Genomic DNA, 24093 nt, shown 5'->3' on the forward strand with positions numbered 1-24093 from the left:
CTGCAACGTTACAAAAAAATTATTCAGTGGTGCCTTGCGCCGTTTCCGCAGGATACGTCGTACGCCACAACTCGAATCCGCCATCCATGCTGTAGACGTCGGAGAAGCCCTGGCTGATCAGGTAAGCGGCCGCGCCCTGGCTGGAATTGCCGTGATAGCAGACCACCACGGTCGGTGCATCGAGGTCGGCACCCTGGATGAAAGCGTGCAGGGAATGGTTGTCCAGATGCTTGGAACCTGCGATGTGCAGGGCGGCAAAAGTGGCCGGGTCGCGGACGTCGACCACCACTGCGCCTTGTTCGCGCAGGGCCTGGGCCTGTTCCGGGGGGATACGTTTGAATTCGCTCATGGCGGGCTCCTGTGGCTCGGCTGAATGGGCAGTCTAGCGCGGGGCGCTGGCTGGCGATGTTTGGGGAATGGATGAGGCGACTGGCGGCACGGCATGGCCGTGTTCGTCGCATTTGCAGGACAGGCGCTCAAGGCTGTCGACGTTCATCAGGGTCAGGGCGCCGCCCCAGACACAGCCTGTATCGAGCGCCGAAACACCCGGCTCTTCGACGTTGCCTTCCAGCGCTGCCCAGTGACCGAAAATGATTTTCAGATTCTTGGTCTTGCGTTCCTTGTGCTGGAACCAGGGTTTGTAGCCAGGTGGTGCGGTATCGAGGCCTTCCTTGCTCTTGAGGTCGAGTTTGCCTTCGGCGGTGCAGAAACGCATGCGGGTGAAATAGTTGGTGATCACCCGCAGGCGCGTCACGCCTTTGAGGTCGTTGTCCCATTTCGCCGGATCGTTGCCGTACATGCCATCGAGGTAGGGCGGCAACAGGTTGTCGTCACGCAAGGCAGCCTCGACTTCGGCGGCACATTTCAAGGCCTTGCGCAGCGACCACTGCGGTGGAATGCCGGCATGGACCAGTACAAGGTTGCGCTGTTCGTCGTAGTGCATGAGTTTTTGCTGGCGCAGCCATTCGAGCAGTTCAGCGCTATCGGGCGCTTCAATGATCTCGCGCAGGGTGTCGGCCTTCTTCAGGCGTTCGATATTGCGTCCGGCCGCCAGCAAGTGCAGGTCATGGTTGCCGAGCACGCACACCAGCGATTCGCGAATGCTGTAGAGGAAGCGCAAGGTTTCCAGCGACTGCGGGCCGCGGTTCACCAAGTCGCCCACCAGCCACAGACGATCGCGTTTCGGGTCGAACGCCACTTGTTTGAGCAGGCATTGCAGGGCCTGAAGACAGCCTTGCAGGTCACCGACAGCGTACGTTGCCATCAGTGCAGGGCTCCGGGCACCGCCAGGCGGAAAGGCGCGATGATGGCATCGAAATGTTTACCGTCGTCGGACAGCATCTGATAGGTGCCTTGCATGGTGCCGACCTTGGTGGTCATGACCGTGCCGCTGCTGTAGGTGTGGCTCTTGCCGGGCTCGATCAACGGTTGCTGGCCGACCACGCCTGCACCGCGCACTTCTTCGACATGCCCGTCACCATCGGTGATGACCCAGTGCCGTGAAAGCAGTTTGGCGGGCATTTCACCGTTGTTTTGCACGGTGATGGTGTAGGCGAAGGCAAAGCGGTCGTGCTCGGGTTGCGATTGTTCTGCCAGATAGCGGGTGACGACGCTGACGTCGACCTGATAGCGAGGATCGGACATGCAAAGGGCCTTAAAAACGAAGCGGGACGCGGGGCGTAGCTGTTGGGGTTCAGTCTAGGCCAAGTATCGGGTAGTAGACCAGAGTGGCGTCCTACCCGATAGCGCTCATCGCCTGTCAGTCAGCGGTAGGCTTTTGTTCGCTGAGCTTGTCGGCCAGGCGCACGAACGCGGCCAGGTCGAGTTGCTCGGGACGCAGGCTGCCATCGACGCCGGCTGCTTCGATTTCGGCATTGCTCAGCAGCAGCTTGAGAGTGTTGCGCAGGGTTTTGCGGCGCTGGTTGAAAGCTTCGCGCACGACGCGTTCCAGCAGGCGGTGATCCTTGGCCGGGTGTGGCAGTACCGCGTGGGGTACCAGGCGCACGATGGCCGAATCGACTTTCGGCGGCGGGTTGAACGCGCCCGGGCCGACATTGAACAGGTGCTCGACCCGGCAGTGGTACTGAACCATGATCGACAAGCGACCCCAGTCACCACCCCCAGGGCCGGCGGCCAGGCGCTCGACCACTTCCTTTTGCAGCATGAAGTGCATGTCGCGAATCAGGTGCGAGTTGTGCAGCAGGTGAAAAATCAGCGGTGTGGAGATGTTGTACGGCAGGTTGCCGACCACGCGCAGGCTGCCAGGCGCGGCATTGAGGCTGTTGAAGTCGAACTTCAGCGCATCGCCCTGATGCAGGTTGAAGTTGCTCTTGCCGGCAAACTGCTGGTTGAGAATCGGGATCAGGTCCTTGTCCAGCTCCACCACGTCGAGTTGCGCGCCGCTGCTGAGCAGGCCTTGGGTCAGTGCGCCCTGGCCCGGGCCAATTTCCAGCAGGCGGTCTTCTGCCTTGGCATGAATGGAGCGCAGGATGCGGTCGATAACGCCGGCATCGTGCAGGAAGTTCTGGCCAAAGCGTTTGCGCGCCTTGTGTTGGTATTGCTCGGTCATAAACGGGTCTCGGCCATCTGGTAGGCGGTTTCCAGGGCGACTTGCAGGCTGCCGGTGTCGATCTTGCCGCTGCCGGCCAGGTCCAGGGCGGTGCCGTGGTCGACCGATGTGCGGATGATCGGCAAGCCGAGGGTCACGTTGACTGCCGCGCCGAAGCCTTTGTACTTCAGCACCGGCAGGCCCTGGTCGTGGTACATCGCCAGCACTGCATCGCAGTGCTCCAGATATTTGGGGGTAAACAGAGTGTCGGCGGGCAGGGGGCCACGAAGGTCCATGCCCTCGCCGCGCAGGCGCTCTAATGTGGGTTCGATGATATCGATTTCTTCATGGCCCAGGTGTCCGCCTTCGCCGGCATGGGGGTTGAGCCCGCAAACCAGGATGCGTGGCCGGGCGATGCCGAACTTGTTTTGCAGGTCGGCGTGCAGGATTCGCGTGACGCGCTCCAGACGCTCCGGCGTGATTGCATCGGCAATCTCGCGAAGGGGCAGGTGAGTGGTCACCAGGGCTACGCGCAAGCCGCGCGTGGCCAGCATCATCACCACTTGCGCGGTGTGGGTCAGGTCGGCGAGGAATTCCGTGTGCCCGGAAAAGGCGATGCCGGATTCGTTGATCACGCCTTTGTGCACCGGCGCGGTAATCATGCCGGCGAAATCTCCGCTCAGGCAGCCTTGGCCGGCGCGGGTCAGGGTTTCCAGTACGAAGGCAGCGTTGGCCTTGTCCAGTTGCCCGGCGACGACCTTGGCGTTGAGCGGTGTATCCCAGACATACAGGCTGTTGGCTGGCGCGGGTACATCCGGCCAGCTGTCCGGTGTGACCGGCAGCAAATCGACAGCCACGCCCAGTTGCGCGGCCCGCTCAATGAGCAGGTCGCGGCTGGTAATGGCAATCAGGGGGTGAGGCTGGGCTTGCGAGGCGAGCAGCAGGCACAGGTCGGGACCTATGCCGGCCGGTTCGCCGGGTGTCAGCGCGAAACGTTGGGGTTTCACTGCGCTGCCTGGTCGGCGCCAGGGAGTTTGATTTCCACGTACGCTTCGTCACGGATCTGACGCAGCCAGGTTTGCAGCTCTTCGTCGTATTTGCGGTTACGCAAAACGGTCATTGCTTGCTGCTCGCGAGCCTGTGTGGTGCTGTCGGTGGCGCGACGGCCAAGGACTTCCAGGACATGCCAGCCGTATTGAGTCTGGAACGGCTTGGACAGCTGACCTTGCGGGGTACTGGCCATCACTTCGCGGAACTCGGGCACCAGTGCGTTCGGGTCGATCCAGTTCAGATCGCCGCCGTTGAGGGCGGAACCCGGGTCTTCCGAGTAGCTTTTCGCCAGCTCGCCGAAGTCTTCGCCAGCCTCGATACGGCTGTAGAGCGAGTCAGCCAGGGCCTTGGTTTTTGCTTCGTCGCGGATCGGGCTCGGTTTGACCAGGATGTGGCGCACATGCACTTCATCGCGCATCTGGGTCTGGCCGCCACGCTTTTCGAGGATCTTCAGGATGATGAAGCCGCCCGGGGTGCGCATTGGCTGGGTGACATCGCCCACCGGCATGGTGCTCAGCAGGCGATCGAACGGCGGCGGCAATTGAGCGGCTTTACGCCAGCCCATGTCACCACCTTCCAGTGCGGTTTCGCTGGCGGACTTGGCGATCGCCAACTGACTGAAGTCAGCGCCTTGTTTGAGCTGCTGGTAAATCGCATCGGCCTGCTTGGCTGCACTCTGAATCGCGTCGGAGTTGGCGCTTTCCGGCGTAGGAATCAGGATGTTGGCCAGGTGGAACTCTTCAGACAGTTGCATTTTGCCCAGGTCCGACGCCAGGAAGTTCTTCACTTCCTGCTCTGAGACCTGAATGCGTTCGGCAACCCGACGCTGGCGTACACGGCTGATGACCATTTCGCGGCGAATCTGCTCACGTGCGTCGTCGTAGGACAGGCCGTCGCGAGTCAGGGCGGCGCGGAACTGCTCGACCGACATGTTGTTGCGCTGGGCAATGGTGCCGACAGCCTGGTTCAACTCTTCATCGGTAATGCGGATGCCGGAACGCTCGCCGATCTGCAATTGCAGGTTTTCGACGATCAGGCGCTCAAGTACCTGCTGCTCCAGCACGCTGGCCGGCGGCACGGCAGAGCCACGCTTGGCAATGGTTTGCTGAACTTCATGAACGCGTTGGTCCAGTTGGCTCTGCATGACCACGTCGTTGTCGACGATGGCCACCACTTTATCGATGGACTGTACGGCGGCGTTCGCCGCCGTACTCAGGAACAGCGCGCCCAGCATCAGCGGGCGCAGACAATCAGAAAGCTTGGTCTTCACGTTCACGATAACCTTGAATGCCTTTGTCGAGGAAGCTCTCTACCTTGGCGCCAGTCAGGCCGCCGAGTCCCTTCAGAACAATTTGGAGGAAGACGCCATGGTCGCCTTTTTCGTTTTGCGGTGCTTCCTGACTGAACTCGTCATAGGAAACAAAGTAACGGTTGATCAGGCGCAGTTTCCAGCAGCAGTTGTCGTACTCGAAGCCACCGAAGGCTTCCAGGGTACGGTTGCGGTTGTAGTCATACTGCCAACGGCTGATGGCGTTCCATTGCGGCACGATCGGCCAGATCACCGAGAAGTCGTGCTGTTCGATCTTGTAGTAATCCTTCACGTAGCCAGGCTGGCCGGGGACGCCGTAATCACCCCCACCCACGGTCCACTTACCAGTGTTCTGGTCATAACGGACCTGGTCATTGCGATAGCGATAGCCGGCGTTGATGACCTTGTTCGGGTTGTCTTCAGGCTGGTAGTGAAACATCGCGCTGCCCGAGCGAGGGCTGCGGCTGTCAGGGTCCCAGTTGTAGTCGGCGGTGGTACGCCAATCTCGGTTCCAGCGATATTCGTACTCCAGGGCGTAAGGCGAAACGTTTGCTTGGGTATCCTTGCGGGTTTTTGCATCGATACCCGGCAATTGAACTTCGCGGTCCTTGAAATAAAAGGCCTGGCCGACGCTGATACGTTGGCGTTCAAAGCCATTGTCTTCGATCCAGCGGCTGGTCACACCCAGGGACAGTTTGTTCTCGTCGCCAACACGGTCGGAGCCGGAGAAACGGTTGTCACGGAACAGCGACGAGTAGTTGAAGGTGTATTCGCTGGTATCAAATACCGGGATATCTTCTTGGTCGACCTCAGGCACGTACAGGTAGAACAGGCGCGGCTCGAGGGTCTGGCGGTAGTTTTTGCCGAAATACTGGGTATTGCGATCGAAGTACAGGCCGCTGTCGATGCTGGCGATCGGTACGCCGCGGTTCTGATTGCTGTCGAATGTTCCCTGGAGCCTGTCCTGTTCTGCGTTCTGACTGGCAATCTGAGCTTTGCCAGTGTTGTCCAGGTCCAGTTGGTACTGGGTGTACTGGTACTTGAGCTTCGGTGTCAGGAAGCCGTACGTCGCGTTCATCGGCAAGCTGACGGCGGGCGCGAGATTCAGGCGGTCACCAGTGGCGCGTGCCAGGCCTACAACGTTGGTGTCCAGTCGTGGGGTTACATTACCGTCTTCATCGGAGTAATTGCCCTTCTGCAGATCTCGGTCAAACCGCACGATTTCGGTGTTGTACGAAAAATTCAGACCGTTCGGATGATACGGCAGCGCACCATCAAAGGTGATCTCTGGCAAGCGGTCATACGGCGTAATGTTCGATACGGTCGCCAGTTGATAAGCCTGAGCGTTCACGCGAGCCACATAGTCGTCGCCACGATAGCTGACGGAACCTTGCTGGTTTACGAAGTCAGCACTTTTCACGCCAATCTGGTCGGTCTGCAGATCCTGGAAGTAATACGGATCGCTGATTTTGGTGTAGTCGACTTGCGTGAGTACTCGCGAGTCGAGACCACCCTTGTGCTGCCAGTTGTACATGTAGCGGGTTTTTTCGGCGTCGCTCTGCTTGTCGCGTTCGTCGCTTTCGTCGTTGAGGTACGCCGCGCCGAACTGGCCTTCGCTGGACTTGGTCAGGTAGCGGAATTCGCCTTCCATCAACAAGCCGTGCTTTTCCATGTAGCGCGGGTACAACGTGGCATCGTAGTTCGGCGCCAGGTTGAAGTAGTACGGGGTGACCAGCATGAAGCCGGTATCGCTGCCGGTGCCGATGGTCGGCGGCAGGAAGCCCGACTGGCGACGGTCGTCGATCGGGAAGTAGATGTACGGCGTGTACAGGACCGGAATGTCCTTGACTCGCAGCGTCACGTTGGTCGCCGTACCGAAACCGGTGGCCGGGTTCAGGGTGATGTTGTTGCCCTTGAGCTGCCAGGCGTTGCTGTTCGGTTCGCACGTGGTGTACGTACCATCCTTGAGCCGGATGATCGCGTTCTCGGCACGTTTGGCGTACAGCGCATTGCCGCGGATGCGGGATTTGTGCATCACGTATTCGGCGTTGTCGACCTTGGCTTCACCGGTGTCGAGCTGCACGTCGGCGTGGTCGCCGACGATCAGGGCACCGTTGTCGCGAATGCGCACGTTGCCGTTCAGTTCGCCACGGCTTTCGGCCTGATACAGGTTGGCTTCGTCGGCTTCGACCTGCATGCTGCCCTGACGCATGACAACGTCGCCGGCCAGGGTCGCAACTTGCTCATCCTGCTTATAGCGGGAGGCTTTTGCGCCGATAAAGGTTGGAGCGTCACTTTTATCCGTCTTGTCATCCATGCCAGGACGAATCGGTTCGATATAGGAACCGGAGCAATAAGGACCGGTTTCGGCCAATTGTGCGGCGGTAAGCTGCTCGCGGGGAACCCAGTCGAGGTGACTGTAGTCTGCGCTACGCGACTTCAGGCCACGGCCTTTGGATTCGGTGACCAGCACCGGCTTGGCGCCAGCGTCTTCGCTGGAACCGTTTTCGGCCGGGGCTTCGCCGGTGGCGGAAACTGCGCTGCCGTCATGGACGGGACGCGGTGGCAATGCAGCCGCCGGCGTCTTTGGCGCACAGTCCCAGGAACCCGAAGCAGAGACTGAGCAGTCAAACTGTTCCGCGGCGACCACGTAGGAAGTGGCAAGGGGTTGCAGCGCCAGCAAACTGCCGGTAACCAACAACGGAAATTTTTTACGAAACGCGGGGGATTTCAATGCCATCTTATTAGTCCGGGCTTCCTGCGTGCCATCTGCCCGCGGTGTGGGCCGCACGCCTCTCGATGGTCTGAAAAAGATGCTGGATAATAAAGCATGACCCGCTTGACGGCTAGCGCCGTCGGAGACCCTTGCAATGCCTGATCAAGATGTACGCTTGCAACACCTGAAAGTTTGGCTCGATGAACAATTGGCGACCCTTTTTGCCGAGCAGGGCTGGGGTGTCGTACCCCCGGCCACGTTGACTGCGGCCAGCAGCGACGCGAGTTTTCGGCGGTATTTCCGCTGGGAAGGCGGTGACAAAAGTTTCATCGTGATGGACGCGCCGCCGCCCCAGGAAAACTGCAAACCCTTCGTGGATATCGCCTTTTTGCTGGCGAAATCCGGAATAAATGTGCCGAAAATTTATGCCGAAGACCTCGAACGCGGCTTTCTTTTGCTCAATGACCTGGGCAACAAGACCTACCTGGACGTTATCGAAAGCGAAAACGCCGACGATTTGTTCAAGGATGCCCTGCAAGCGTTGCTGGCTTTCCAGCAGCTGCCGATGGTTGCGCCTCTGCCGAGCTATGACGTGGCCTTGCTTCGTCGCGAGCTGGAGTTGTTCCCCGAGTGGTACGTGAAGCGCGAGTTGGGCATCGAACTGGACGCGGCGCAGCAAGTGCTCTGGCAGCAGGTCAGCGAACTGTTGATCGACAGCGCCCTGGCACAGCCAAAAGTCCTGGTGCATCGCGACTACATGCCGCGCAACCTGATGCTCAGCGAACCCAATCCCGGTGTGCTGGACTTCCAGGATGCGGTGTATGGCCCGGTGACCTACGACGTGACCTGCCTGTTCAAGGACGCATTCCTCAGCTGGCCCGAGGAGCGCGTGCACGGCTGGCTCGAAAGCTACTGGCAACAAGCGGGTGCCCTCGGGATTCCGGTTCAGCCCGACTTCGAGGACTTCCTGCGTGCCAGCGACTTGATGGGCGTGCAACGTCACCTGAAAGTCATCGGCATTTTCGCGCGCATCTGCCATCGCGACGGCAAACCGCGTTACCTGGGTGATGTGCCACGTTTCTTTGCGTACATAGACGCGGTGATCGCGCGCCGCCCTGAACTGGCCGAGCTGGATGTGTTGCTGGCCAGTTTGCGTGCCGGAGTGAAAGCATGAAGGCAATGATTCTGGCCGCGGGCAAAGGCGAGCGCATGCGCCCGCTGACCCTGACCACGCCAAAACCGCTGGTTCGTGCAGGCGGCGTGCCGCTGATCGAGTATCACCTGCGAGCACTGGCCGCCGCCGGCTTCACCGACATTGTGATCAATCACGCCTGGCTCGGTCAGCAGATCGAAGACTATCTGGGCGATGGTTCGCGTTATGGCGTGAGCATTCAGTACTCGGCCGAAGGTGAACCCCTGGAAACCGGCGGCGGAATTTTCCGCGCGTTGCCATTGTTGGGGGATGAAGCGTTTGTCGTGGTCAACGGCGACATCTGGACCGATTACGACTTCAGCGTGCTGCATCAGCCCATCAACGGCCTGGCGCACCTGGTGCTGGTCAGCAACCCGCCCCATCATCCGGCCGGGGACTTTGGCCTGGTAGAAACGCGGGTGCTCGACGGTCAACCAGGGGCTGGCACCTTGACCTACAGCGGTATCGCCGTGTTGCATCCGCAGTTGTTCGACGGTTGCACCGAGGGGGCCTTCAAGCTCGCTCCACTGTTGCGCAAGGCCATGGCTGACGGGCAGGTGACCGGCGAGCAATTGAGGGGGCACTGGGTCGATGTCGGCACTCACGAGCGTCTGGCCGAAGTTGAAACATTAATAGAAGCGAGCCGCTGAGATGCTGTGGCCAGGGACTCTGATCGGAGCCGGAGCAGGCTTTGCCATAGCCAGCATTCCGGGGGCCATTCTCGGCGCGTTGTTGGGGCAGGCGCTGGACCGGCGCTTGCACCTGCAGAGTTGGGGGCATTTGCTGGAAAAGCTTGGTGGTCGTCCGGTGCTGCGCAACGATGAATTGCTCTTCGTGCTACTGGGACGTCTGGCGAAGTGCGACGGGCGGGTGGTGGATGGCCACATCCAGCAGGCCCGGGCGGAAATGCGCTCGCTGGAAATGTCCGAGCCGGCCCAGCGTCGAGCGATTGCCGCGTTCAATCGTGGCAAATCGGGCAATGACCGCCTGCGCGGTTATCTGCGTCGCCTGAGTGCCCAGCCCCATGCGGCGGAAGGTGTGTTGCGCGCCTGCTGGCGAATGGTCTGGGCCGATGGTCGTGCCGGCAGCAGTGAACGTCAATTGATCGGCCAATGGGGCAAATGGCTGGGCTGGACGCCCCATCAGGTGCAGGCGTTGGCCCACGACTATGAGCCGCAGAAACGGCCATTGGGCAACAGTGTGCCAAGTTATCAGGACGCGTTGAGGCTTTTGGGGGTGTCGGCCACCACTGAGCCGGCGCAGATCAAGCGTGCTTATCGGCGCCTGCTCAGTCGTCATCATCCGGACAAGATTGCCGGCAGTGGCGCGACGGCGACGCAGGTGCGTGAGGCCACCGAGCGAACGCGTGAACTGCATAATGCCTATACGCTGATTCGGGAGCGGCGGGATTTTCGCTAGCCTTGCGTCACCAGTGATACCGCCATCGCGAGCAAGCTCGCTCCCACAGGTTTGTGTCGTCCGCAATTTTGTGATCGGCATAAAACCTGTGGGAGTGTGGTTTGCCCGCGATGAAGGCGCCTCGGTCTGTCAGCCCGCCGGGTTCTGCGGATTCAACCAACCCCGCACCCGACGGAACAGTTGCTCCTGTTCGGCCTTGGTATCCGGCAACGCCTTGAGCGCGACCTGGCTGAATGCCGACGTTTTCACCCGTTTGTTGGCCTGTAGACGGGCTAGCGCCGCATTGCGATCCAGCGGCTTGTCCATGTAGAAGATGTCGGCGGTCGGCAGTTTCAGATTCGGCGCCAGCTCATCCAGCTCGGGTTTCGCTTGAGCAGGTGTCTGCGCTGCGACCATGAGGAAGCGCTCGACTTGCGAAGGCTGCTTCTCGCTTAAATAGCGCGCCGCCCAATAAGCGCCGGTGCCATGCCCCAACACCACGATACTGCGGGCGCTTTGCTGTTCGGCGAATGCAATCGCGGCGTCGATCCGGGCGAAGATGCGCTCGGCATCTGCCTTGGACTGTTCTTCGGTGGTTTCGGTGACGGCCTTGTCGGCCACATCGGCCTCGCCTCCGGCCACCTGTTCGATAGGGGCTGCGGTGGTCGAGTCTTTACTGCCGGTTTCGGCGGGCTTGGTAGCCGGCGCTGCTTCCACGGTTCGTGGCGCAATGGCGTCGCTTTGCAGGTCCGGCAAGGTGATACTCAGGCTGCTCCACTCGGCATCCGGTAATTTGCGCCGCAAAGGGCCGATCGCTTGCGGCCAGTCAACGGTTTCACCGGCGCCCGGGATGATAATCACCGCGCCTTTAGGTTCGGCGGTATTGGCCGGTTTCCACAAGGCCAGAAAGGTGTCGGAGCCTGCTTGCAGTTGTTGCTGTTCCTGAGCCGGGATTTTTCGCTCAAGTGCAGTCGCTTCTTCCTGACTACGCTCAGGCAGCGGCTGACGTTCGAGTGATTTTTCTTCGGCGGTTTTTTCCTCCGCGGCGGGCGCCGGGTCGGCCGCCTTGACGGAAAAAGCGCAAGGCAGGATCAGCGACAGGCACAATGCTGGCAGTGCCAGGCGGTAGACAGAGGGCATCGGGTATTCCAGGCCAGAAGTTGTTCCGGCAGCCTAATGGGTTGGTCAGTATTTGTCAGTGTGTGAGAGTTCAATGATGCTTTTTCGCTGCCTGTGGGTTATCGGCTGTTTGTGGTTTCCCTTGATGGGCTGGGCGTCCGCCGCGCCCCCGGCGCCCGCTGCCCAACTGTCCCCGGAACAACGGCACTGGCTGGCGCAGCAGGGCGAGTTGCGGGTCGGCGTGGTGTTGCAGGCGCCCTATGCGCAATACGATCGCCGCTTGCAGCGCCTGTCCGGGGTGAACGTCGAGTTGATGAAGTGGCTCGCAAAAAACCTCAATGTCGAACTGAGCTGGCGCAATTTTCCCGATCTTGAGCAATTGGAAGCCGCGGCCCGCGAGGGCGAAATCGACATCGCTCCGGGGTTGACCCAGACCCCTGGCGGGCTGCGCCTCTGGCAGTTTTCCGACCCCTACATGCGGGTGCCGCAATTGGTGGTCAGCGATCAGAAAAGCGCTGGCGCGGTCGAGCTGGAAAAACTCGACAGCCAGACCCGCGTCGCCGTGCGCATGCCCAGTGCCATCGCCGATTACCTGCGCAGCAACTACCCGCACCTGAATCTGCAAGGCGTACCGATGGAGCGCCAGGCATTGCAATTATTGGCGGGCCAGCAGGCGGCTTATGCGGTGGTCGATGAGGCGCAGCTGGGACGCTTGTCGGTCGAACCGGAGTTCGCCGGATTGGTGGTGGTGGGGGATGTCGGTCTGCCGCAGTTGCTGCGAGTGGCCACGCGCCGTGACAAACCGGAACTGGCGGGTATTGTCGAAAGTGCATTGCGGGCGATCCCGGCCAAGGATCTGGAGCAACTGCACAATCAATGGCTGCAGCCCAAGTATCCGCGGCTCACCGAGTCGCCGGGGTTTTGGCAGAACCTCTGCCTGCTGCTGGCCGTGCTGGCGATGAGTTGCATGGCCATCGTGGTCTGGCAGCGTCGCCAGCAGCACAACCTGGAGCAGCGCCTGTTGGCCGCGCAGGAAGACATTGCCTTGCGCGCCGCCAGCGAAGAGGCCTTGCGGCTCACCCAGTTTTCCATCGACCAGAGCACCGTCGGCATCCTCTGGGTCAACTGGGACAGCCATGTGCGCTACGCCAACCGCGCGGCGGAAAGCATGCTGGGCTATCCGGCCGGAGGGATCATCGATCGGCCCCTGATCGATTTCGAGCCCGGCCTGCACATGGACCGTTGGCTGAACCTGTGGAAGCGCGCCCGGGCCAGTGAGGAGGGCCCGCAAAGTTTCGAATCCAATTGCGTGCGGGCTGATGGCAGCATCCTGCCGGCCGATGTCTCGTTGAGTTTCTTGCGCTTTCGCGATGGCGAATACCTGGTGGTTTACCTCAACGATGTCACCGAGCGGCGCCGCGCCCTGGCGGCCTTGCAGGAAAGCGAGGCGCGGCTGCAAGGCATCGCCGCCAACGTTCCGGGACTGGTTTTCCGGCTGGAGCGGGCGCCAGTAACCGGTCAGATCGACTTTGCCTACATCAGCGAAGGCAGCGAAAGCCTGGTGGGTTACTCGCCGGCCACGCTGGCGCATCGCGATAAAGGCCTGCGCAGCCTCGTGCATCCGGATGACAAGGTCAGCTATCACCAGACCCAGGATCATGCGCTGGATACCGACAGCGACTGGTCGTGGCAGGGGCGAATCCTCACGCGTCAGGGCGAGCAGCGTTGGGCGGAAATCAAGGCCATCACCCGCCGGCTGGAAGACGGCGCCTATGTTTGGGACGGGATCGTCTGGGACATCAGCGAGAGCAAACGCATCGAAATTGAACTGGCCAGCTCCCGGGAACAACTGCGTGAGTTGTCCGCGCACCTGGAAAGCGTGCGCGAAGAAGAAAAAGCGCGCATTGCCCGGGAAGTTCACGACGAATTGGGGCAGATGCTCACCGTGTTGAAGCTGGAAACGTCCATGTGCGAACTGGCGTACGCCCAGCTCGACCCTGGTCTTAACGAGCGCTTGAACAGCATGAAGCGCTTGATCGCTCAGTTGTTTCAGCTGGTCCGTGATGTGGCCACGGCATTGCGGCCGCCGATTCTCGACGCAGGTATCGCCTCGGCCATTGAATGGCAGGCCCGCCGGTTCGAGGCGCGAACGCAGATCCCGTGTCTGGTGCAGGTGCCGGACAATTTGCCAGTGCTCAGCGATGCGAAGGCGATCGGCCTGTTTCGAATTCTTCAGGAGGCGCTGACCAATGTCATGCGGCACGCCCAGGCGCATACTGTTGAACTGACACTGACCCTTGAAGGCAACGAATTGTGTCTGACGGTCAGCGATGATGGCGTAGGATTTGTCGCCGCGCCTGGCAGGCCAACGTCCTTTGGGATCGTCGGCATGCGTGAGCGGGTGTTGATCCTGGGCGGCGAGTTGTCGCTGGAGAGTGAGCCGGGTGAGGGTACGACGTTAGAAGTGCGAGTGCCTCTGGACGAATCCTGAAGAATTTGTGGTGTCTGTGCTGACGCCTTCGCGAGCAAGCTCGCTCCCACAGGGGAACGTATTCCAAATGTGGGAGCGAGCCTGCTCGCGAATGATCTTGAACCTGGAGAAGAACGTGATCCGTGTACTGGTAGCCGAAGACCACACCATTGTCCGCGAAGGCATCAAGCAGTTGATCGGCCTGGCCAAGGACTTGCTGGTGGTGGGGGAGGCGAGCAATGGCGAGCAGTTGCTCGACACCTTGCGTAATGTGCCTTGCGAAGTGGTGTTGCTGGACATCTCCATGCCGGGCGTCAACGGCCTGGAAGCGATTCCGCGGATTCGCGCCCTGAACAATCCGCCGGCGATCCTGGTGCTGTCGATGCACGATGAGGCGCAAATGGCCGCCCGGGCGCTGAAGGTGGGGGCTGCCGGTTATGCGACCAAGGACAGCGACCCGGCACTGTTGCTGACGGCCATTCGCAAAGTGGCGTCAGGCGGGCGTTACATCGACCCGGAACTGGCCGACCGCATGGTTTTCGAGGTCGGTCTTACCGACTCGCGTCCATTGCACTCGTTGCTCTCCGAGCGCGAGTTTTCCGTGTTCGAACGCCTGGCCCAGGGCGCCAACGTAAACGACATCGCCCAGCAACTGGCGCTGAGCAGCAAGACCATCAGCACCCACAAGGCGCGGCTGATGCAGAAGCTCAACATCACCTCGCTGGCGGAACTGGTGAAGTACGCGATGGAACACAAGCTCCTCTAAAGCACATCGCTGTACCTGTGGGAGCGAGCTTGCTCGCGATAGCGGCGGGTCATTCAGCACCGATGTTGAATCTGATGCTGCCATCGCGAGCAAGCTCGCTCCCACAGGGATCTCCATCAAGTATCCGATTACCGGCATATCCAAAAGCGACATGTTTTTGCAGCGGCTTTGCCGATTCTTGCGGCTTGCAGCTTGAAGCGTGCTGCTGCCCTATCCATCCCCGCCATCCTTGTAGGGAAATCCCTACCCCCAACCTTCCATCCGGCTGAGGCGAATCTCTCTTGCGCCCCGATTTGCGTGGTCCCCAGCGTCCACTAGGCTTAACCCCACAGCAGTCATCAATAACAAAGGTGTGGGTATGAGCCAGGTCGATTCAAGCGCAGGGGCCAATGATGTTCTGGTCAGCTTTCGTGGAGTGCAAAAGAGCTACGACGGCGAGAACCTGATCGTCAAGGACCTCAACCTGGACATTCGCAAGGGCGAATTCCTCACATTGCTCGGGCCGTCCGGCTCCGGCAAGACCACCAGCCTGATGATGCTCGCCGGCTTCGAAACGCCGACCGCGGGCGAAATCCTGTTGGCCGGGCGCGCCATCAACAACGTGCCGCCGCACAAGCGTGACATCGGCATGGTGTTCCAGAACTACGCGTTGTTCCCGCACATGACGGTGGCCGAGAACCTGGCGTTCCCGCTGACCGTGCGTGGCATGAACAAGAGCGACGTCAGTGCACGGGTCAAGCGCGTGCTGAGCATGGTCCAGCTCGATGCCTTCGCCCAGCGCTACCCGGCGCAGCTCTCCGGTGGTCAGCAACAGCGTGTGGCATTGGCCCGCGCGCTGGTGTTCGAGCCGCAACTGGTGCTGATGGACGAACCCCTCGGCGCACTCGACAAGCAGCTGCGTGAACACATGCAGATGGAGATCAAGCACCTGCACCAGCGCCTGGGCGTGACTGTGGTCTACGTGACCCACGATCAGGGCGAAGCCTTGACCATGTCCGACCGCGTGGCGGTGTTCCATCAGGGCGAAATCCAGCAGATCGCTCCGCCGCGCACCCTCTACGAAGAGCCGAAAAACACCTTCGTCGCCAACTTCATCGGCGAGAACAACCGCCTCAATGGCCGCCTGCACAGCCAAACCGGCGACCGTTGCATTGTGGAACTCGGGCGCGGTGAGAAGGTGGAAGCCTTGGCGGTCAACGTTGGCCAGACCGGCGAGCCGGTGACCCTGTCCATTCGTCCGGAGCGAGTGAGCCTCAACGGCTCCAGCGACCAATGCGTCAACCGCTTCTCCGGGCGAGTCGAGGAATTCATCTATCTGGGCGACCACGTCCGGGTTCGCATGGAAGTCTGCGGCAAGACCGACTTCTTCGTGAAACAGCCAATTGCCGAGCTTGATCCCTCGCTCGCCGTCGGCGATGTGGTACCGCTTGGCTGGCAGGTCGAGCACGTTCGCGCGCTCGATCCACTTTTAGAGGCGCATTGATCGCCCCGGCAACACCAACACCAACCCTGCACGTGGAGAGAACAATAAATGTTGAGATCCCTGAAATTCACCGCTTTGGCACTGGGCATGATGGGCGCGGCACACGCAATGGCGGCCGGCCCGGATCTGACCGTGGTGTCCTTTGGCGGTGCGAACAAGGCGGCTCAGGTCAAAGCCTTCTACGCACCTTGGGAAGCGGCAGGCAATGGCAAGATCGTGGCCGGCGAGTACAACGGCGAAATGGCCAAGGTCAAGGCCATGGTCGACACCAAGAGCGTGTCCTGGGATCTGGTAGAGGTTGAATCGCCGGAACTGTCCCGTGGTTGCGACGAAGACATGTTCGAGCAACTGGACCCGGCGCTGTTCGGCAAGACCGAAGACTACGTCAAGGGCGCCATCCAGCCTTGCGGCGTGGGTTTCTTCGTGTGGTCGACCGTGCTGGCCTACAACGCCGACAAACTGAAATCCGCACCGACCAGCTGGGTGGACTTCTGGGACACCAAGCAGTTCCCGGGCAAGCGTGGCCTGCGTAAGGGCGCCAAGTACACCCTGGAATTCGCACTGATGGCCGACGGCGTTGCGCCGAAAGACGTCTACAAAGTGCTGGCTGGCAAGGACGGTCAGGACCGCGCGTTCAAGAAGCTCGATGAGCTCAAGCCGAACATCCAGTGGTGGGAAGCTGGCGCACAACCGCCGCAATACCTCGCTTCCGGTGACGTGGTCATGAGTTCGGCCTACAACGGTCGTATCGCTGCCGTGCAGAAAGAAAGCAACCTGAAAGTCGTGTGGAACGGCGGCATCTACGACTTTGACGCATGGGCCATTCCAAAAGGTCTGGATGCCAAACGTGCCGAAGCGGCGAAGAAATTCATCGCCTTCTCGGTACAGCCACAGCAGCAGAAGACCTACTCGGAAAACATCGCCTACGGCCCGGCCAACACCCAAGCCGTGCCGCTGCTGGCCAAGGATGTTCTGAAAGACATGCCGACCACCCCGGAAAACATTGCCAACCAGGTGCAGATCGACGTCAGCTTCTGGGCTGACAACGGCGAGCAACTGGAGCAGCGCTTCAATTCCTGGGCTGCGAAATAAGCAGAGGGCTCGCCCTCCTGTGAGGGCGAGCTTTTGTGGCGAGGGGGCTTGCCCCCGTTCGGCTGCGTAGCAGTCGTAAAACCATTGCATGCGGTGCATCTGATGCATCGGGAATGCAGGTTTCGGGGTCGCTACGCGACCCAACGGGGGCAAGCCCCCTCGCCACAAGTTCGCTCCCACATTACCGATTGATCAAAGATTTGCGGAGTACGTCATGGCTATCGCCGTTCCCCTGAACGAGGGCACCAGCCCCACCTTGAAGCAGCGGCTCAAGCACGCCGAGCGGGTCAACCGCTGGAAGGCCCAGGCGTTGATCGCGCCGCTGGTGCTGTTTCTGTTGCTGGTGTTCCTGGTGCCGATCGTGGCGCTGCTCTACAAAAGCGTTGGCAACCCGGAAGTGGTCGGCGGCATGCCGCGCACCGTGACTGCCATCGCCAGTTGGGATGGCCGAGGCCTGCCCGCTGAACCGGTTTACAAAGCTGCGGCCGAAGACCTCGCCGAGGCTCGCAAGAATCAGACCCTGGGCGATCTGTCCAAGCGCCTGAACATGGAACTGGCCGGCTATCGCAGCCTGCTGACCAAAACGGCCCGCGCCTTGCCGCTTGCCACTGAACCGGCCTCCTATAAAGAAGCGCTGGAAGGCCTCGATGAGCGTTGGGGCGACCCGGCCTACTGGCAAGCGGTGCGCCGCAACACCAGCAGCATCACCCCGTATTACCTGCTGGCGGCTGTCGATCACCGCATCGACGACCTCGGCGAAATCGCCCCGGCCACCCCGGATCAGGCAATCTACCTCGACATCTTCGCCCGCACCTTCTGGATGGGCCTGATCATCACCGTGATCTGCCTGGTGCTGGCGTATCCTCTGGCTTACCTGCTGGCGAACCTGCCATCGCGCCAGAGCAACCTGCTGATGATTCTGGTGCTGTTGCCGTTCTGGACCTCGATCCTGGTACGAGTCGCGGCGTGGATCGTGTTGCTGCAATCGGGTGGCCTGATCAACAGCGGCCTGATGGCCATGGGCATCATCGATAAGCCGATCGAGTTGGTGTTCAACCGCGTCGGTGTCTACATCTCGATGGTGCACATCCTGCTGCCGTTCATGATCCTGCCGATCTACAGCGTGATGAAAGGCATCTCGCCGACCTACATGCGTGCCGCGATTTCCCTCGGCTGCCATCCGTTCGCCAGCTTCTGGCGGGTGTACTTCCCGCAGACCTATGCCGGTGTCGGCGCCGGTTGCCTGTTGGTGTTCATCCTCGCCATCGGCTACTACATCACCCCGGCATTGCTGGGCAGCCCGAACGATCAGATGGTCAGCTACTTCGTCGCCTTCTACACCAACACCAGCATCAACTGGGGCATGGCGACCGCACTTGGTGGGCTGCTGTTGCTCGCGACGGTCGTGCTTTATCTGATTTACAGCTGGCTGGTAGGCGCAAGCCGCCTGCGCCTGAGCTAAGGGGAGAACGAAATGCTGAGTCCTTATATGTCGCCCATCGAACGGGTGTGGTTCTACAGCTTGCGGATTCTCTGCGGCTTGATTCTGTTGTTCCTGATCCTGCCGGTGCTGGTGATCATTCCGCTGTCGTTCAACTCCGGCAGTTTCCTGGTGTACCCGCTGCAAGGCTTCTCATTGCAGTGGTATCACGATTTCTTCGCCTCGGCGGAATGGATGCGCGCCCTGAAGAACAGCATCATCGTCGCCCCGGCGGCTACGGTGCTGGCCATGGTCTTCGGTACGCTGGCGGCCATCGGCCTGACCCGTGGCGACTTTCCCGGCAAGGCGCTGGTGATGGCGCTGGTGATTTCACCGATGGTGGTGCCGGTGGTGATCATCGGTGTGGCCAGTTATCTGTTCTTTGCTCCGTTGGGATTGGGTAACAGCTTCTTCTCGCTGATCGTGGTGCATGCGGTGTTGGGTGTGCCGTTCGTGATCATTACAGTGTCGGCGACCTTGCAGGGGTTCAACCACAACCTGGTACGGGCTGCTGCGAGCCTGGGCGCTTCGCCGCTGACCACGTTCCGCCGGGTGACCTTGCCACTGATTGCGCCGGGCGTGATCTCCGGGGCGCTGTTTGCCTTTGCGACTTCGTTCGATGAAGTGGTGGTGACGCTGTTCCTCGCCGGCCCAGAGCAAGCGACCCTGCCACGGCAGATGTTCAGCGGCATCCGCGAAAACCTCAGCCCGACCATCGCCGCGGCCGCGACGCTGCTGATTGCCTTCTCGGTGATCCTGTTGCTGACCCTGGAATGGTTGCGTGGGCGTAGCGAGAAACTGCGAACTGCCCAGGTCTGAAGCCACACACCGATCCACTGCAACTTGTAGGAGCGAGCTTGCTCGCGATGGTCGCCAACGATAACGCGGGCCTTCTGAATGCCCGCGTCGCTCTCAGGTTCATCGCGAGCAGGCTCGCTCCTACAGGTGTTTTGTGTGGTTTCGGGACTCTCCGGTCATTCATGACCTGAATACCAGCCAACTCCAAATCCCCAGCTACTATTGTGCCCAGCTCCCCTATCTATAAGAGGCTGCGCACATGAGTCTTTCCTCTTTCAAAATCGCTCACAAACTGATCACCGGCGCAGGTGCCATCGAGCAGCTGGCCGCTGAGCTGACACGCCTGGACATCGACAATCCGCTGATCGTCACCGACGTCGCCCTGGTCAAGTCCGGCACGGTAGAACTGGCACTGGCGCAGTTGGGTGACCGCTCCTACGAAATCTTCGACCGTGTGCTGCCGGACCCGGAAATCGCCATCGTCGAAGATTGCATGCAGGTTTACCGCGACGGCGGGCATGATGGGCTGATCGGCCTGGGCGGCGGGAGTGCCATCGACATTGCCAAGAGCGTGGCAGCCTACGCCGGGTACCACGGTGCGCTGGAGGATCTGTTCGGTATCGATCAGGTCCCGCGCAAAGGTCCGCCGCTGATCGCCATCCCGACCACCGCCGGCACCGGCTCGGAAGTGACCAACGTCGCCATCCTTTCCGACAAGGTCGCGCAACTGAAGAAGGGCATTGTCAGCGACTACCTGTTGCCGGACGTGGCGCTGGTCAGTCCGCAAATGACCCTGACCTGTCCACGCAGCGTCACGGCGGCCAGCGGCGTCGATGCACTGGTGCACGCTATCGAGTCTTATCTGTCGGTCAACGCCTCGCCGATTACCGATTCCCTGGCTATCGGCGCCATCAAGCTGATCGCCAAGGCTTTGCCCAAGGCCTACGCCAACCCGTCGAACCTGCAAGCCCGGGAAGACATGGCCACTGCCAGCCTGATGGCCGGCATGGCGTTCGGTAACGCCGGCGTTGGCGCGGTGCATGCGCTGGCGTATCCGCTGGGCGGGCGCTTCAACATTGCCCATGGGGTCAGCAATGCCTTGCTACTGCCCTATGTCATGACCTGGAACAAGATGGCCTGCATCGAACGCATGCAGGATATCGCCGAGGCCATGGGCGTGAAGACCGCTCATTTGAGTCTCAACGAAGCGGCCGACAAAGCCGTGCAAGCCATGACCGAACTGTGTGCCGCCGTGGAAATTCCCCAGGGCCTGCGCAGTTTCGGTGTGCCCGAGGACGCCATCCCGTCCATGGCCGTGGAAGCGGCGGGGATCGAGCGCTTGATGCGCAACAATCCACGCAAGTTGAGTGCCGTCGATATCGAAAAGATCTATCGCTCGGCGTACTAGAGCCATTGCCGTTGATGGATGATGGCAAGGTCCAATCATCGCGCTCACGGTGCGCGCGTCAAAGCATGAGGTATACAATGCGCGCCATCGTGATTCTGCTCAGTAAAGGTGCGTCATGCAGCCCTTCGTAATTGCTCCGTCGATTCTCTCCGCCGACTTCGCCCGCCTGGGTGAAGAAGTGGACAACGTCCTGGCCGCCGGCGCCGACTTCGTGCACTTCGATGTCATGGACAACCATTACGTGCCAAACCTGACCATCGGCCCGATGGTTTGCTCGGCACTGCGCAAGTACGGCGTGACCGCGCCGATCGACGCGCACCTGATGGTCAGCCCGGTGGACCGCATCGTGGGCGACTTCATCGAAGCCGGCGCGACTTACATCACCTTCCACCCGGAAGCCACCCAACACGTCGACCGTTCCCTGCAACTGATCCGCGAAGGCGGCTGCAAGTCGGGCCTGGTGTTCAACCCGGCAACCCCGCTGGACGTGCTCAAGTACGTGATGGACAAGGTCGACATGATCCTGCTGATGAGCGTCAACCCGGGCTTCGGCGGGCAGAAGTTCATCCCTGGCACCCTCGACAAATTGCGCGAAGCGCGGGCGCTGATCGATGCTTCGGGCCGTGACATTCGCCTGGAAATCGACGGCGGCGTGAACGTGAACAACATTCGCGAAATCGCTGCGGCTGGCGCTGACACCTTCGTCGCCGGCTCGGCCATCTTCAATGCGCCGAACTATCAGGAAGTCATCGACAAGATGCGTTCCGAACTGGCGCTGGCTCGCCCATGAGTGGTTTTGAGCAGCTGTTCCCGGGGCAACTGCCGCGGCTGGTGATGTTCGATCTGGACGGTACGTTGATCGACTCGGTCCCGGACCTGGCAGTGGCTGTGGACAAGATGCTGCTCAAACTCGGTCGCCAATCCGCCGGTCTGGAAGCGGTGCGTGAATGGGTCGGCAATGGCGCGCCGGTGCTGGTGCGTCGGGCGCTGGCTGGCGGTCTTGATCATGCTGCGGTCGATAACGACGAGGCCGAACGGGCGCTGGAGTATTTCATGCAGGCTTATGGCGAGAGCCATGAGTTGACTGTGGTTTACCCCGGCGTTCGCGACACCCTCAAATGGCTGCAGAAGCAGGGCGTCGAGATGGCGCTGATCACCAACAAGCCGGAGCGTTTCGTCGCGCCGCTGCTGGATCAGATGAAAATCGGCCGTTATTTCCGCTGGATCATCGGCGGTGACACCCTGCCACAGAAAAAACCCGATCCGGCCGCTCTGTTCTTCGTGATGAAAATGGCCAATATTCCGGCTTCGCAATCGTTGTTCGTCGGCGATTCGCGTAGCGACGTGCAGGCAGCGAAGGCGGCGGGAGTCAAGTGCGTAGCCCTGAGCTACGGCTATAACCACGGCCGACCGATCGCGGAAGAATCGCCGGCGCTGGTGATCGACGACCTGCGCAAACTAATTCCCGGTTGCCTGGATCCGGCCGCTGAGATAACGTTGGCCGACGCTGTCAAACCCCCTTCTGGAAACGCCATCGTGGTGGTCACTCGCAAACTCTGGATGAAAGTCATCAAGGCCCTGGCCCGCTGGCGTTGGCGCGCCTGACTTGATCCTGGCCGGTTTCCGGCGCGTTTGCATACCTGACTGTTCGATCCTCAAGCCACGAGGCACCTCATGATCCGCGAAGAATTCCTGCGTTTGGCCGCTGCCGGCTACAACCGCATCCCGCTTGCCTGCGAAACCCTGGCCGACTTCGACACACCGCTGTCGATCTACCTGAAGCTGGCCGACGAGCCCAATTCCTACTTGCTGGAGTCCGTACAGGGTGGCGAGAAGTGGGGCCGGTACTCGATCATCGGCCTGCCGTGCCGTACCGTGCTGCGGGTTCACGATCATCACGTCAGCGTGACCGTCGATGGCGTCGAGACCGAAAGCCACGATGTGGAAGACCCGCTGGCCTTCGTCGAAACCTTCAAGGCTCGCTATAACGTGCCGACCATTGCCGGCCTGCCGCGCTTCAACGGCGGCCTCGTGGGTTACTTCGGCTATGACTGCGTGCGTTATGTGGAAAAGCGCTTGGGCAAGTGCCCGAACCCGGACCCGCTGGGCGTACCGGACATTCTGCTGATGGTGTCCGACGCCGTGGTGGTGTTCGACAACCTGGCCGGCAAGATGCACGCCATCGTCCTGGCCGACCCGTCCCAGAATGACGCCTTCGAGCAAGGTCAGGCACGCCTGGAAGAGTTGCTGGAAAGACTCCGTCAACCAATCACTCCACGCCGTGGCCTGGACTTCAGCAAGCAACAATCGGCTGACCCGGTGTTCCGCTCCAGTTTCACCCAGGACGATTACGAAAAAGCCGTCGACACCATCAAGGAATACATCCTGGCTGGCGACTGCATGCAGGTCGTGCCGTCCCAGCGCATGTCGATCGATTTCAAGGCGGCGCCGATCGATCTGTATCGCGCGCTACGCTGCTTCAACCCGACGCCTTACATGTACTTCTTCAACTTCGGCGACTTCCACGTCGTCGGCAGTTCACCGGAAGTATTGGTGCGGGTCGAAGACAACCTGATCACCGTGCGCCCGATTGCCGGCACACGTCCGCGGGGAGCCAATGAAGAGGCAGACCTGGCGCTGGAAGAAGACCTGCTGTCGGACGACAAGGAAATCGCCGAACACTTGATGCTGATCGACCTCGGTCGAAACGACACCGGTCGCGTATCGGAAATCGGCTCGGTGAAGCTCACCGAGAAAATGGTCATCGAGCGTTATTCCAACGTGATGCACATTGTGTCCAACGTCACCGGGCAACTGAAAGCCGGGCTGACGGCCATGGACGCACTGCGGGCGATTCTGCCGGCAGGCACCTTGTCCGGTGCGCCGAAGATTCGCGCGATGGAAATCATCGACGAACTGGAGCCGGTCAAGCGTGGCGTCTACGGTGGTGCGGTCGGTTACTTTGCCTGGAACGGCAACATGGACACCGCCATTGCGATCCGCACGGCGGTGATCAAGAACGGCGAGCTGCATGTACAGGCCGGTGGCGGCATCGTCGCCGACTCGGTGCCGGCGCTGGAATGGGAAGAAACCCTGAACAAGCGCCGCGCGATGTTCCGCGCCGTTGCCCTGGCCGAACAGACCCCGAATACCTGACTCCACGCAAAACCTACTGTAGGAGCTAGCTTGCTAGCGAAGGAGTGTCAGCAACACAGTGTCGACTGACACTCCTTCGCTAGCAAGCTAGCTCCTACAGGGGATTTG

The 24093-nt window shown here is 60.7% G+C and carries 21 protein-coding genes; 13 read left to right on the forward strand and 8 right to left on the reverse strand.

Features of this window, described 5'->3' with window-relative positions; translation table 11 throughout:
- Positions 1–19 precede the first annotated feature (19 nt).
- The 7 genes from glpE to AC1Q6Y_RS26775 form a co-directional block, all read right to left on the reverse strand.
- Positions 20–349 (reverse strand): thiosulfate sulfurtransferase GlpE, encoded by a 330-nt coding sequence (glpE, locus tag AC1Q6Y_RS26745; RefSeq protein ID WP_008051614.1) that lies wholly within the window; start codon positions 347–349, stop codon positions 20–22.
- A gap of 33 nt (positions 350–382) precedes the next feature.
- Positions 383–1264, reverse strand: coding sequence for a symmetrical bis(5'-nucleosyl)-tetraphosphatase (locus tag AC1Q6Y_RS26750; protein ID WP_407516240.1), 882 nt, complete (start codon positions 1262–1264; stop codon positions 383–385).
- Entirely contained in the window at positions 1264–1644 is a 381-nt protein-coding gene (apaG, locus tag AC1Q6Y_RS26755; RefSeq protein ID WP_095944860.1) for a Co2+/Mg2+ efflux protein ApaG, read from the reverse strand. The genes AC1Q6Y_RS26750 and apaG overlap by 1 nt, the downstream gene beginning before the upstream one ends.
- A 115-nt stretch (positions 1645–1759) precedes the next feature.
- Complete coding sequence (gene rsmA, locus AC1Q6Y_RS26760; protein WP_057713072.1) at positions 1760–2569, reverse strand: 16S rRNA (adenine(1518)-N(6)/adenine(1519)-N(6))-dimethyltransferase RsmA; 810 nt, start codon at positions 2567–2569, stop codon at positions 1760–1762.
- The gene (pdxA, locus tag AC1Q6Y_RS26765) at positions 2566–3555 is read right to left on the reverse strand and encodes a 4-hydroxythreonine-4-phosphate dehydrogenase PdxA (protein WP_218494776.1); all 990 of its coding nucleotides are present in this window, start codon (positions 3553–3555) and stop codon (positions 2566–2568) included. The genes rsmA and pdxA overlap by 4 nt, the downstream gene beginning before the upstream one ends.
- A complete protein-coding gene (gene surA, locus AC1Q6Y_RS26770) occupies positions 3552–4868 on the reverse strand; it encodes a peptidylprolyl isomerase SurA (protein ID WP_157858918.1) in 1317 nt (438 codons plus the stop codon). The genes pdxA and surA overlap by 4 nt, the downstream gene beginning before the upstream one ends.
- Positions 4849–7647, reverse strand: a complete 2799-nt coding sequence (locus AC1Q6Y_RS26775) for an LPS-assembly protein LptD (RefSeq protein ID WP_057713074.1) — start codon at positions 7645–7647, stop codon at positions 4849–4851. The genes surA and AC1Q6Y_RS26775 overlap by 20 nt, the downstream gene beginning before the upstream one ends.
- A gap of 130 nt (positions 7648–7777) precedes the next feature.
- Between AC1Q6Y_RS26775 and AC1Q6Y_RS26780 the strand changes: the two genes are divergently transcribed.
- The 3 genes from AC1Q6Y_RS26780 to AC1Q6Y_RS26790 are packed head-to-tail and all read left to right on the forward strand — an operon-like array spanning position 7778 to position 10234.
- Positions 7778–8797 (forward strand): aminoglycoside phosphotransferase family protein, encoded by a 1020-nt coding sequence (locus AC1Q6Y_RS26780; protein ID WP_090451739.1) that lies wholly within the window; start codon positions 7778–7780, stop codon positions 8795–8797.
- Positions 8794–9465, forward strand: a complete 672-nt coding sequence (gene murU / locus AC1Q6Y_RS26785) for an N-acetylmuramate alpha-1-phosphate uridylyltransferase MurU (RefSeq protein ID WP_057713076.1) — start codon at positions 8794–8796, stop codon at positions 9463–9465. Before AC1Q6Y_RS26780 ends, murU begins: the two co-directional genes overlap by 4 nt.
- A 1-nt stretch (position 9466) precedes the next feature.
- A complete protein-coding gene (locus AC1Q6Y_RS26790) occupies positions 9467–10234 on the forward strand; it encodes a TerB family tellurite resistance protein (RefSeq protein WP_340317334.1) in 768 nt (255 codons plus the stop codon).
- A gap of 129 nt (positions 10235–10363) precedes the next feature.
- Here AC1Q6Y_RS26790 and AC1Q6Y_RS26795 read toward each other — a convergent pair whose 3' ends face one another.
- The gene (locus AC1Q6Y_RS26795; protein ID WP_057713078.1) at positions 10364–11353 is read right to left on the reverse strand and encodes an alpha/beta hydrolase family protein; all 990 of its coding nucleotides are present in this window, start codon (positions 11351–11353) and stop codon (positions 10364–10366) included.
- Positions 11354–11426: 73 nt separating this feature from the next.
- On the opposite strand from AC1Q6Y_RS26795, the gene AC1Q6Y_RS26800 reads away from it, so the two are divergent.
- The 10 genes from AC1Q6Y_RS26800 (at position 11427) to trpE (ending at position 23985) form a co-directional block, all read left to right on the forward strand.
- On the forward strand, positions 11427–13823 hold the full coding sequence (locus AC1Q6Y_RS26800) for a PAS domain-containing sensor histidine kinase (RefSeq protein ID WP_492625510.1): 2397 nt from the start codon (positions 11427–11429) through the stop codon (positions 13821–13823).
- A gap of 91 nt (positions 13824–13914) precedes the next feature.
- On the forward strand, positions 13915–14568 hold the full coding sequence (locus AC1Q6Y_RS26805) for a response regulator (RefSeq protein ID WP_191622237.1): 654 nt from the start codon (positions 13915–13917) through the stop codon (positions 14566–14568).
- Positions 14569–14926: 358 nt separating this feature from the next.
- Positions 14927–16051 (forward strand): ABC transporter ATP-binding protein, encoded by a 1125-nt coding sequence (locus AC1Q6Y_RS26810; protein ID WP_046039490.1) that lies wholly within the window; start codon positions 14927–14929, stop codon positions 16049–16051.
- Positions 16052–16099: 48 nt separating this feature from the next.
- The gene (locus AC1Q6Y_RS26815; RefSeq protein ID WP_057713080.1) at positions 16100–17143 is read left to right on the forward strand and encodes an ABC transporter substrate-binding protein; all 1044 of its coding nucleotides are present in this window, start codon (positions 16100–16102) and stop codon (positions 17141–17143) included.
- 214 nt (positions 17144–17357) lie between these two features.
- Positions 17358–18605 (forward strand): ABC transporter permease, encoded by a 1248-nt coding sequence (locus AC1Q6Y_RS26820; protein WP_007980201.1) that lies wholly within the window; start codon positions 17358–17360, stop codon positions 18603–18605.
- Between the two features lie 12 nt (positions 18606–18617).
- A complete protein-coding gene (locus AC1Q6Y_RS26825) occupies positions 18618–19442 on the forward strand; it encodes an ABC transporter permease (protein ID WP_007980200.1) in 825 nt (274 codons plus the stop codon).
- 238 nt (positions 19443–19680) lie between these two features.
- Positions 19681–20829: an iron-containing alcohol dehydrogenase gene (locus tag AC1Q6Y_RS26830; protein WP_492625511.1), complete on the forward strand. Its 1149-nt coding sequence runs from the start codon at positions 19681–19683 to the stop codon at positions 20827–20829.
- A gap of 115 nt (positions 20830–20944) precedes the next feature.
- Positions 20945–21619 carry a ribulose-phosphate 3-epimerase gene (gene rpe / locus AC1Q6Y_RS26835; protein ID WP_007980198.1) on the forward strand — a complete coding sequence of 225 codons (675 nt, stop codon included), beginning with the start codon at positions 20945–20947 and terminating at the stop codon, positions 21617–21619.
- Entirely contained in the window at positions 21616–22434 is an 819-nt protein-coding gene (locus tag AC1Q6Y_RS26840) for a phosphoglycolate phosphatase (protein WP_492625512.1), read from the forward strand. Before rpe ends, AC1Q6Y_RS26840 begins: the two co-directional genes overlap by 4 nt.
- Positions 22435–22503: 69 nt before the next feature.
- A complete protein-coding gene (gene trpE / locus AC1Q6Y_RS26845) occupies positions 22504–23985 on the forward strand; it encodes an anthranilate synthase component I (protein WP_492625513.1) in 1482 nt (493 codons plus the stop codon).
- Positions 23986–24093 lie beyond the last annotated feature (108 nt).

The sequence above is a fragment of the Pseudomonas sp. GW823-FHT06E10 genome, from assembly GCF_058794995.1.